This window comes from Caballeronia ptereochthonis, assembly GCF_001545075.1.
Classification (GTDB): domain Bacteria; phylum Pseudomonadota; class Gammaproteobacteria; order Burkholderiales; family Burkholderiaceae; genus Caballeronia; species Caballeronia ptereochthonis.
Genome location: NZ_FCOB02000027.1, coordinates 97460 through 108245 on the forward strand (window position 1 = coordinate 97460; position 10786 = coordinate 108245).

A 10786-nucleotide genomic window follows, 5' to 3' on the forward strand; every position below is an offset into this window, starting at 1 on the left:
CGTCGAGAATGTTTCTTTCAATGAAAGCGTCGCATAAGAATGAACGCGTGGACCGGGAGCTTTTCCCGATCACGCAGGGAAGCGTTCCCAATTGCGTTCCGTGCACTGCGCCGCACGATGAAGCCGTGCGTAGAATGCATTCCGTGATGCCATCCGAATCCCTGCCCCCTCTCGAGAAACACGCTGCCCGCCGCGCGCCGCGCTCGCCGGTGTGGCGCGATCTCGCCTGCGTGCTCGCCGCGACGTTCGTCGCCGGCGCGCTCTTCGCGAGATTCGACTTCAGCGAGTACGCGTATCGCCTGACGCGCAGCGCCGAGCGTTTCCAGCTCGACGAGCTGCCCCCGACGCTCGTCGTGCTCGCGATCGGTTTTGCATGGTTCGCGTGGCGGCGCTATCGCGAGGCACAGTCGGAAGTGCGCAGGCGGCGTGCGCTGGAAGAGGAGGCGGAGCACCTGCTTGCGGAGAACCGTCGGCTCGCGAGCCAGGCGCTCGCCGCGCAGGAAACCGAGCGTCGCCATCTCGCGCGCGAGTTGCACGACGAACTGGGCCAATACCTCAATGCGATGTCGCTCGATGCGGGCCGCATCCGCGATCTGTCGGCGGGACGCGAGGCGGAGATCCATCGCCTGTCGCTCGCGCTGATGCAAAGCGCGACGCACGTGTATCGCGAGATCGGCGGGATGATCCGCAAGCTGCGGCCGATCGGTCTCGACGAGTTCGGCTTGCCCACCGCGCTGGAACATTGCGTCGACGGCTGGCGCGAGCGCCTGCCCGATGCGACGTTCACGCTTGCCGTCGACGGCGATTTCGACAACCTGAGCGATGCGCTCAACATCACGCTCTATCGGCTCGTGCAGGAAGGGCTCACGAACGTGTCGAAGTTCGCGCGGATGTCCCGCGTGGAAATCTATCTGGCGCGCGCGCCGGAGGAAATCGTCGTGACGATGGCCGACGACGGGCCGGGCGTCGATCTCGTGAAGCCGCGCAAGGGGCTCGGTCTGATCGGCATGCGCGAGCGCGTCGAAGCGCTCGGCGGCGAGTTTCATGTCGCGAGCGAGCCGGGCGCGGGCTTTCTGTTCTGCGCGCGCGTGCCGGCTCAGGCCGGACTGCCGTTGCCCATCGAGCCGAGGGAGCCGAACGAAGCGGTGAACGCGGCGTCGGCCGATCCGGCGAAATCGGCGAAGTGAAGGCCCAGGCGATTGGCGATCTGCGCGAGCTGCACGCCGTTGTCGGCGCCGAATTTCTGGCGAATCACGGATTGATGATTCGCCACCGTCTTCTGGCTCAAGCCGAGCTTCTCGGCGATGCTCGGCAACGTGTAGCCCTGCACGAGCAGGCGCAGCACTTCGAACTCGCGCGCCGATAGCTGGCGTCCCGGCGGCCCTTCCTGGATCGTCGCGCGCAACGCGAGCGCCTGCGAGATGTCCGGGCTCAGATAGCACACGCGCCGCGCCACCGAGCGCACCGCTTCGACGAGCACATCGGGCGCGCTCGCCTTCGTGACATAACCGCGCGCGCCGGCATCGAGCGCGCGGCGCACGAAGATCGCCTCCTCGTGCACGCTGAAGATCAGCACGTGCGCATGCGGCTCGCGCGTCAGCATGCGCCGCATCGCCTCGATGCCGCTCGCGCCGGGCAGGGCGAGGTCCATCACGACGACATCCGGCTGCAGCGCGCAAAACTTTTGATAAGCCTCCGCGGCATCCGCCGCTTCGCCCGCGACGCTCACGTCGGGGCTCAGTTCGAGCAGACGCTTGTAGCCTTCGCGGACCACCGCGTGATCGTCCACGAGCAGCACGGATATGTCGGCGGCAATCATGGCTTGTCTTCTCCTTTTTCTGAACCATTTTCGCGATCGAGCGCCGCGATGCGCCGGGAATTCGCATCGTTGCGGAAGAGGATGGGTTGCTCTTGCGGCGCCGGACTTGTCGATGCCGCGCGCACCACTTCGATGACGCGCTCGTGATGCGGGGACTTGTCGCAAACAGGGTCGGCGTTCGCGGGGTCTTGCGTGAGCAAGTACGCCTGACAGCGGCAGCCGCCGAGATCGATCGCCTTCTCGTCGCAACTGCGGCACGGCTCCTTCATCCAGCCGAAGCCGCGAAAGCGATTGAACGCATCGCTTTCGTACCAGATGTCCTTGAGCGGCATCTCGGTGACGTTCGGAAACGTGAGGCCCGGCAGCGAGCGCGCGGTGTGACACGGCAGCGCCGCGCCATCGGGCGCGATGCCGAGAAACACCGAGCCCCAGCCGTTCATGCAGCGCTTCGGCCGCCGCTCGTAGTAATCGGGCACGACGAAGAAGATCCTGCACTTGTCGCCGATCTCGCTGCGATAGCGTTCGACGACCGCTTCCGCTTCGTCCAGTTGCTCCTTCGTCGGCATGAGCTGCGCGCGGTTCGTGTGCGCCCAGCCGTAATACTGCGTGTTCGCGAGTTCGAGGTACTCCGCGCCCATCGCGAGCGCCATGTCGATGATGCGCCCGATATGCGGCAGGTTGTAGCGATGCAGCACGCAGTTGAGGACCATCGGAAAGCCGTGCGCCTTGATCAGGTTCGCGACGCGCTTCTTGTAGTCGAAGGTCTTCGTGCTGGAGAGAAAGTCGTTGAGCTCCTGCGAGGAGTCCTGAAACGAGAGCTGGATGTGATCGAGTCCCGCCTCCTGCAATGCGCCGATGCGCTTCTCCGTCAAGCCGATGCCCGACGTGATGAGGTTCGTATAGAAGCCGAGCTTGCGCGCCTCGCCGACGAGCGTTTCCAGATCGTCGCGCAAGAGCGGTTCTCCGCCCGAGAAGCCCAGTTGCGCCGCGCCCAGTGCGCGCCCCTGACGCAGCACATCGAGCCATTGCGCGGTGTCGAGCTCGCGCGTGTGGTCCGCGTAGTTCACCGGGTTGTAGCAGAACACGCAATGCAGCGGACAGCGATACGTCAGCTCCGCGAGCAGCCACAGCGGCGGCGCGATGGGCGCGCTTTCGTGCTCGGGCCTGGCGATGGGTTCGGACAGGTCGGTCATCACGCTACTCCAGCCAGCCTCGCGCACGCGCGCCGGCGATGAACGCTCGCACGTCGTCGCCGAGGCCCGTCGTGCTGAACGCCGTTTCCAGATCGGCGACGAGCGCCGGAATATCGCGCGTGCCGTCGCAGCGCAGAAGAATCTGCGCCGCGCTCTGATTGAGCTTCACCATGCCCTCGGGATAGAGCAGCACGTGCGCGTCCTGCGCCGGTTCCCATTGCAGGCGGAACAGGCGTTTCAGTTTCGGATGCAACGAATCGTCCGGTGCCTCGACGGCTTCCTGCACGCGTTGGGTCGGGTTGTTGTCGCTCATTGCGCAAACGCCTTCTCGATCGAGTCGAGCATGGTCCAGAGGATATCGAGCTTGAATTGCAGGATGTCGAGCGCGCGCTGCTGCTCCTGACGCGTGGTGAAATGCGCGAGCGTCACTTCGAGCCCATGCTCGACATCGCGCTGCGCAAGCGACACGCGCGAGCGGAAATACGCGAGCCCGTCCGGTTCGATCCACTTGTAATGCTCGGGCCACGTCGCCAGCCGATCCTTGTGGATCTGCGGCGCGAACATCTCGGTCAGCGACGAGCACACCGATTCCTGCCACGGCGCGCGCCGCGCGAAGTTCACGTAGGCGTCGACGGCGAAGCGCACGCCCGGCGTCACGAGCCTGAGCGACCACAGGTCGTCGCGCGAGAGGCCGACCGCATCGCCGAGACGCGCCCATGCCTCGATGCCGCCGGCCTGATCGCCGTAGCCGTCGTGATCGAGAATGCGCAGCACCCAGCGGCGGCGCGTTTCGCGATCGGGGCAGTTGGACATCACCGCCGCATCCTTCAGCGGAATGTTGATCTGATAGTAGAAGCGATTCGCGACCCAGCCGCGTATCTGCTCCCTGGAACAACCGCCGTTGTTCATCTTCACGTTGAACGGATGATGGATGTGATACGCCGTGCCCTTCGCGCGCAATTGCGCTTCGAATTCCTCGCGCGTCCACGCGGGGCCCGGCTCCTTCAAGGCGGTGAAGATCGGGCCTGTGGTCGGGTTGAGCATCGGGTTGAACATCGAAGGGTCTCCAGTGCGAATGTCATAGCTCGAAGGTCATGCCGTCGTGCGCGACTTCGATGCCGTGCTCCGATAGCATGCGCCTCTCGGGCCCGTCCTCGATGAGGATCGGGTTTGTGTTGTTGATATGGATCAGCACCTTTCGCACGCCCGCGCGGTCGATCGAATCGAGCACGTCGATCATGCCGCCCGGGCCGGTCTGCGCGAGATGGCCCATGTCCTTGCCGGTCTTTTTCGTGAGTCCGAGGCGGATCATCTCGTCGTCGGTCCAGACGGTGCCGTCGACGAGCAGGAGATCGGCTGCGCGCATCGCATCGAGCACATGCGCTTCGAGCGCGCCCAGGCCCGGCGCATAGAATGCGCGCTTGCCCGTCGCGCTGTTCGTGAACATCAGGCCGATGTTGTCGCCGACTTCCGGCGCTTCGCGATGCGGCGAATAGGGCGGCGCCTTGCTCGACAGAGGCAATGCATCGATCGTCACGCGCGGCAGTTCGGGCACGGAGAACGGAGCGCCGTCGAGCGCGACGCGCCTGTGCTCGATGCCGCAGTAATGCGAAAGGATGGACGTGATCGGGAAGCCGGTGGAAAGGTCCTGCCACACCGCATCGGTCGCATAGAGCGGCAAGGGCGTGCCGCGCTCGCGCAGCATCAGGAGGCCGGTAACGTGATCGATCTGCGCGTCCATCGTGACGACCGCCGCGATGCCGGTATCGCGGACCTTGCGCGCGGGTTGCAGCTCGGGATTCGCCGCGATCTGCGCGAGAATGTCCGGCGATGCGTTGACGAGCAGCCAGTCCTCGCCGTTGTCGGTAACGGCGATCGACGATTGCATGCGCGCGCGGGCCGAGATGGTGCCGCGCCGCACGCCGTCGCAATTGCGGCAGTTGCAGTTCCATTGCGGGAAACCGCCGCCCGCCGAGGAGCCCAGCACGCGAATTTTCAAGGCGACATCCTCCTCAGAAGCCCGTCGCGGTCGATCAGTTGATGCTTCATCGCGCCGAGAAAGTGCAGGATGACCAGCGCGGCCATGATCCACGCAAGCGCCTCGTGGATGCCGAAAAAGATCTGGCGCAGATGCTTGTCGTCCCAGCCCCATTGCGGCAGCGCGAGACCCCACAACTTTGTGCCGTACTTGTTGAACGACGAGCCGAGATAACCGGTGAGCGGCATCGCCACCATGCCAACGTATAAAAGAGCCTGCGTGATGCTCGCGGCGGCGCGTTGCCACGCCCGCATCGGCGGCAGAGGCGGACGGCCATAGGCCAGGCGTACCAGGATGCGGATCAGCACCAGCAGGAAAACGGTGATTCCAAGCGACTTGTGGAAGTTGATGAGGTCCGACTTGAACGGCAGCCCGCGCGGCAGGCCGACCATATAAAAGCCGATGCACAGCATCGCGATGATGGCGATCGCGATCAGCCAGTGCAACGCGATCATCGGGCGTGCGAAACGCTCGCTTGCGGCATTCAGGCTGCCGTCGCGCGACGTTGCGGATGTCCGCGCGGTGCTCATCATGGCATCTCTCTCGTGAAAATGGTTTTCGTTCCGCAGCATGCAAGGTCCATTCTTTCTCGCCTGGCTATGAGTTGGCGATCAGCAATTCCCCCCGTCCGTCCACCGCGAGGTCGCCTGCGTAGCGCCGCGGCAACACATTGCCCGCGAGCGTCGCAAAGCACGCAAACCCGGGCGCGATCTCGCGCGCGAGGATGCGTGTGAAAAGCAGCCAGAACACATCGAAGCCATGGCCGCCTTCGGTGAAGGTCGGCGGGATGCGAGCCGGCGCGTTGGACAGCAACACCGTGCCGCGCCGCATGCCGTATCCCAAGTGTGCGCCCACTTTGCCGCCGATGCAGACCGTGCCCGCGACGAGCCGCGACGCCGCGAAGTCGCCCGCATCGCCGCCGACGAGCACGGTGCCGCGCCGCATGCGGTCGGCCAGCCGCGCGCCGGCGCCGCCGTGGATCGCGAGCGTGCCGCCGGTCATGCCTTCCATGTCGCCGGGCAACGCGCCCGCCGCGAAATCGCCGGCATTGCCTTGTACGGTCAAGCGTCCGCCCCGCATTTCGCAGGCGGCGAAAAGACCCGCGTCGCCATATATGTGCAACTCGCCGCCGGACATCTTCATGCCCGCATAATCGCCCGCGCCGCCATGTATCGTGAGCGTGCCCTCGCTCATGTTCGCGCCCGCGCGATCGAGCCATTGCACGTCGCCTTCGATCGTGAGCGACGGAGTGCCCGCATCTGCCTGCGCGATGTCGAAGAGATCGCCGAGCGCGCACTTTTCTCCCGCGCCTTGCAGCTCGATGCGCGGCAGTTCGGCCGGCGAAACAGCCGCAAGCGCGGCGGGCAGTAATTTCGACCCGTCGACGCGAAAGCCCGGCGCATTTTTTACGCGCAGCGTGATGGCGTTCATGCGCGGCTCCCGTCGATGTCCTGCGAAAGCTCGTGCAGCTTGAAGTGATACGGCCCGAGCTTGCCGCCGTAATTGCCCGCGGAAATGCGCAGCACGCCGCCCGCGCGCCCGATGTTCGTCGCGGCGGCGATGCCTGCCGTCATCGCGGCGCCGACATCGGCGTCGGTCAAGCCATCGATCACGATTTCGAGCACGCACGCGACGTCCGCCGTCAACTCGCTCTTCTTCGACAATCCGACGAGCGTCGGGCAGAACGCATCGTTGGTGGACGCCGTCGCGCCCGCGTACTTCGAGCCGATCTTCGACCCCGAGCGCACCACGCCGCCCGGAAACGGCGTAATGATGTTCGGCAGACGATGCATCGCAGCGACGGCGGCTTCCGCGGCATTCAAGGCGCTGTCGAGGTCGCGCGCGAGCAACAGCAGGTTGCCGCCGCCGACCGCCTTCACCGTGGCCGTGAAATCCTCACAGACGAACTCGCCGTCCATCACGGGCACGCGCCAGTAACGCGTGCCGTCGAGCACTTTCGATATCTGCCAGCCGTCGCCGAAGAAGCGCAGGCCCGCGCCGAGCGCCGCGTTGTCGGAGAGCGGCGCGCGACTCGTCACGGGATCGATGCCGCCGTATACCGCCGTCGTCGGGCAGGTGAGCACGCATTGCCCGACGCGCCGCGCGATCTGCTTGGCCAATTCCTTCGACGATATCGCGAAGATCAGGACGGCGACGCCGGGCCGTCCGTCGGGCGTTTCGTCGCCGGACAGATCGCGCTCGATGCCCGCCTCGCAGCCGCAATCGATGACGGATGTGGCGAAGCCCGTCAGCGAATTGGCCGCGTGCCGCGCCCAGGTCGACGTGTGCGCGGTGATGACGAGACGCGTGGCCTTCATCGGGAAGGCTTCGGCGAAGGTGTCGTCGATCTGCGTGTCGTTGATGCGCATCGCCGTCACCTTTCGCCCGCAGCGAAGCACGCGACCGGCAGCAGGCGTCCGCCGTTGCAGCACGCGCAGATTTCGTCGTCGCCGATGGCGATGTTCTCGAAGCGCGTCGCGAGGTTCGCCTGCGCGTATTCGCGTATGCGCTTTTCGATTGCGCGGTCGTAGTCGGGGCTCACGTAATGAATGCCGCCCGTGGGCGTGGCGAGCAGCGTGCCGTCGCGCGCGATCAGCTCGCCGTCCTTGAACACGAACGCGGGCGACGTGAACATGCGCTCACGGTCGGCGTCGTCGCGATACACGGCGATATCCGCCGCCGCGCCCGCGCCGAGATGCCCGCGATCCTTCAGGCCGAGCAGACGCGCGGGACCGGCGCGCGTGATGATCGCGATGTCGTACAGCGAGAACTCGCGCGTGATTTCGCTCAAGGCGCTGGCGGTTTTCGCGTCGGCGTGCAGCGTGTCGAGCTGTTCGTCGCGGAAGGACTTGTCCATCAGCAGGCGGATCAGATGCGGATAGCTCGTGAAAGGGCCGCCGTTCGGATGGTCGGTCGTCATCGACACGCGCCAGGGGTCGTCGACGAGCAGAAAGATTTCCAGCCCGATGATCCATTGCAGCGCGTTCACGAAGCTCTGCTCGCGATAGCGGAACGGCACGACGCCGCAGCCCGCGTCGCATTCGATATCGCCGAGCACCCATTTGCGCGGACGGGCCATCGGCGCGTTCCTGAACTGCATCATCGTGTCGCCGGATGCGGTGACCGTCTGACCGAAGATGATCTGGCCGACATCGATCGTCACGTTGGGGCGCGCGTTCACCGCTTCGGCGATCGCCCGCGCGCCCGACGAGAACTTGCGCGGGCCTTCGGCGCCGTAGCTGTGGAACTGGATATGCGTCAGATGAATGGGCAGGCCTTCGGCGGCGTCCATCGTCTTGATCGTCGATTCGACGTTGCCCGGCACGCCCAGGTTGCTCGCGTGAACGTGCAGCGGATGCGGCACGCGCAGGTCGGTGAGCGCGCGCGTGAGCGTCTTCAGCACATCGCGCGGGGTGATGCCGTAATGCACGTGCCTTTCGTCGACGTCGAGCGAGCGCTGATTGAACTTGAACGCCGAGATGCCGCCCGGATTCACGACCTTCACGCCTAGCGCCTTGCTCGAATCGATGGTCCAGCCGACGTAATCGCGCAGGCGCCCGAAGTCTTCGTTTGCGGCAAGCATCTGCAGAAAGATCTCGTCGTTGCCGATCATCACGTAGGCGCCGTGATCGATGATCGGCGTGTCGCCCATTTCCAGATGCGCGTGGCGCGCGTTCGACGCGATCATCGCGGGTTCGAATGCGGCCGTGTAGCCCATCTCCGCATAGCGGTAGCCGGTTGCGAGCGTGCCCGGCGCGCACACGCCGCAAGAGGGCAGGCGCATGTAGCGGCCTTCGTTGGGACGATCGGGCACGGCGCGTGGATCGTCGCGATGATCTTCCGGCAGGAGCAGGCGCGAGAGGTTCGTCTTGCCGCCGCCGATGTGCGAATGCAGGTCGATGCCGCCGGCCATCACGATCATGCCGCTCGCATCGAAGTCGCGTTCGGGCGGAACGGTTTCGCCTTGGGCGTCATCGACGATGCGGCCGTCGCGGAAACAGATGTCGCGCTTCTCGCCGTCGATGCCGTTTGCCGGATCGTAGAGCGTGCCGCCTTTGAGGCGCGTGAGGCTCATTGTGGCCTCCTTGCCTGCGCGAGCTGCGCTGCGATCGTCGCGACGCTCGGCAGGCCGGCGTCGCGCGCGGCGGCAAGCGGCGCGACGACGGAAGTATCGACGCGAAAGAGGTGGCCGCCGCTGTCGATGCCGGGCGTCGCGACGGGGATGAACACGGTCGGGCCCGCGCGTGCGGGCAGTGTCGTCGACGGATGGCCGAGGATGATCGCGGGCACGGTGTCATCGAGCGCTGCGGGCAGCGGTTCGGGCGCGAAGCTCGACACCCACAGGAGCGCATCGGGTTCGCCGCGGTTCAGGAGTGTTTCGGTGCGGTAGCGATACGAGTCGTGATCGAGCGGCAGGCCGTATGCGATGCGCGTGCGCAGCGGGAAGCCCGAGAGCCACGTCGTGGCCTGATTGACGGAGAGCGCGCCGTCGTCGCCGGTGAGCGCGAGCGCGCCTGCGCGCACGGTGCGGTTGATCGCCTTGACGATGCGCTGGAGCGCTTCGATCGCGAGCGCCGCGTGCGGCGCGGGCAGCGACGACGGCTCGTAGATGAACGCGGTGTACTTGGCGGCGTCGATGCGCGCGGTCAGCGCGGCGAGTTCGGGTGCCGGGATTGGGCGGCCGCCTTCGACATGCGCTGACCAGAGCGCGAGGGTATCGAAGGGATCGTTTGTCTGCAGAATCGATTCCGTTCGTCTGGTTCGTGCGCTGGCGGCCGGGTCGATGTCGCATCCGACGAATACGATACTCGTTGCGCTGCCTTCATCGATGACACGTTCATAGAAGCGCGGATAGCGCCGCGACGGCGCGCAGGCGAAGACGATGACGAGATCGGCGCGCGAGCGCACTTCCGACAGCGTCGTGAAGAATGCGCCGCGATCCTGTAGTGCGCGATTGGAGTCGGCGAGCGTGTCGCCGTGCAGATGATCGAGGATGGCGCCGCAGTGCGCGGCGAGTTCATAGAGCGCGCGTGCGCCGGCCACGTCGGTCGCGAGGCCGCCGAAGAGCGGCCGCCGTGCGTTCGACAGGATCTCGCCGGCCTGCGAGAGCGCCGATGCGAGATCGGTGCCTTGTCCGTCGATCGTGGGCTTTTGGCTTGCATCCTGCGGACCGAAGCGGGCAAGTGAGTCCGCCAGACGCGGGCAGGCGATGTGCGGCGCTGCGAGGCGTTGATCGCCGGTAGGCGCGAGCGTGATGTCGTCGCATAGCAGTGGGCAGAACGGACAGGTCCAGTGGGTTGGCCCGGTGGTCCGGGCCGGGGACTCTATGGTCGTTTTCGTGGGGAAGGTCGGCATGGTCGTGCTTTAGAGCAAGGTTTATGCCGATTTTTTTTGTGTTTCTTGTTTGTTCTATTGCTTGCTTGTTCTTTCGTGGAATCCTGAATTCTTAGTGGTCTATTAGCGTTGCCCCTGTGCGGGGCGGCAGTCACTTTCTTTGCTGCTGCAAAGAAAGTAACCAAAGAAAGCAGCTTTGGGCCCAGGCAGACTCGTCGTCATCGTTCAGAGTGGCCCAGCCCCTAAGTGTCGCCCTCATAGGACTGACCCGGCTTGGCTCGCGCACGGTCTGCCAAGCTAGTCCGTTTAACGCGCTGGTTCAGCACCAAAGCGTTCCGGCACAGCGCTACGCGCTGCCGTCGGGCATGCGAGGGAAACCAACCTTTAGCGAATGCGAAGAGA

Annotated in this window: 11 protein-coding genes; 1 reads left to right on the forward strand and 10 read right to left on the reverse strand. The window is 65.4% G+C overall.

Going from position 1 to position 10786, the window contains the following annotated elements; genetic code table 11:
* The first annotated feature begins 146 nt into the window (after positions 1–146).
* Positions 147–1187, forward strand: coding sequence for an ATP-binding protein (locus AWB83_RS25955; RefSeq protein ID WP_087048501.1), 1041 nt, complete (start codon positions 147–149; stop codon positions 1185–1187).
* Here AWB83_RS25955 and AWB83_RS25960 read toward each other — a convergent pair.
* From AWB83_RS25960 to AWB83_RS26005, 10 genes are all read right to left on the reverse strand, one after another.
* On the reverse strand, positions 1097–1819 hold the full coding sequence (locus AWB83_RS25960; RefSeq protein WP_087048485.1) for a response regulator: 723 nt from the start codon (positions 1817–1819) through the stop codon (positions 1097–1099). The genes AWB83_RS25955 and AWB83_RS25960 overlap by 91 nt on opposite strands.
* Entirely contained in the window at positions 1816–3012 is a 1197-nt protein-coding gene (pqqE, locus tag AWB83_RS25965; protein ID WP_087048502.1) for a pyrroloquinoline quinone biosynthesis protein PqqE, read from the reverse strand. Before pqqE ends, AWB83_RS25960 begins: the two co-directional genes overlap by 4 nt.
* A gap of 4 nt (positions 3013–3016) precedes the next feature.
* The gene (gene pqqD / locus AWB83_RS25970) at positions 3017–3325 is read right to left on the reverse strand and encodes a pyrroloquinoline quinone biosynthesis peptide chaperone PqqD (RefSeq protein WP_244197887.1); all 309 of its coding nucleotides are present in this window, start codon (positions 3323–3325) and stop codon (positions 3017–3019) included.
* A complete protein-coding gene (gene pqqC, locus AWB83_RS25975) occupies positions 3322–4056 on the reverse strand; it encodes a pyrroloquinoline-quinone synthase PqqC (RefSeq protein ID WP_244197890.1) in 735 nt (244 codons plus the stop codon). The genes pqqD and pqqC overlap by 4 nt, the downstream gene beginning before the upstream one ends.
* Positions 4057–4090: 34 nt before the next feature.
* Positions 4091–5011 (reverse strand): pyrroloquinoline quinone biosynthesis protein PqqB, encoded by a 921-nt coding sequence (gene pqqB, locus AWB83_RS25980; RefSeq protein ID WP_087048487.1) that lies wholly within the window; start codon positions 5009–5011, stop codon positions 4091–4093.
* On the reverse strand, positions 5008–5580 hold the full coding sequence (locus AWB83_RS25985; protein WP_087048504.1) for a cytochrome b: 573 nt from the start codon (positions 5578–5580) through the stop codon (positions 5008–5010). The genes pqqB and AWB83_RS25985 overlap by 4 nt, the downstream gene beginning before the upstream one ends.
* A 67-nt stretch (positions 5581–5647) precedes the next feature.
* Positions 5648–6481 carry a formylmethanofuran dehydrogenase subunit C gene (locus AWB83_RS25990; protein WP_087048488.1) on the reverse strand — a complete coding sequence of 278 codons (834 nt, stop codon included), beginning with the start codon at positions 6479–6481 and terminating at the stop codon, positions 5648–5650.
* A complete protein-coding gene (gene fhcD / locus AWB83_RS25995; protein WP_087048505.1) occupies positions 6478–7419 on the reverse strand; it encodes a formylmethanofuran--tetrahydromethanopterin N-formyltransferase in 942 nt (313 codons plus the stop codon). Before fhcD ends, AWB83_RS25990 begins: the two co-directional genes overlap by 4 nt.
* A 5-nt stretch (positions 7420–7424) precedes the next feature.
* Positions 7425–9125: a formylmethanofuran dehydrogenase subunit A gene (locus AWB83_RS26000; RefSeq protein ID WP_087048489.1), complete on the reverse strand. Its 1701-nt coding sequence runs from the start codon at positions 9123–9125 to the stop codon at positions 7425–7427.
* Positions 9122–10405, reverse strand: coding sequence for a molybdopterin-binding domain-containing protein (locus AWB83_RS26005; protein WP_087048490.1), 1284 nt, complete (start codon positions 10403–10405; stop codon positions 9122–9124). The genes AWB83_RS26000 and AWB83_RS26005 overlap by 4 nt, the downstream gene beginning before the upstream one ends.
* Positions 10406–10786 lie beyond the last annotated feature (381 nt).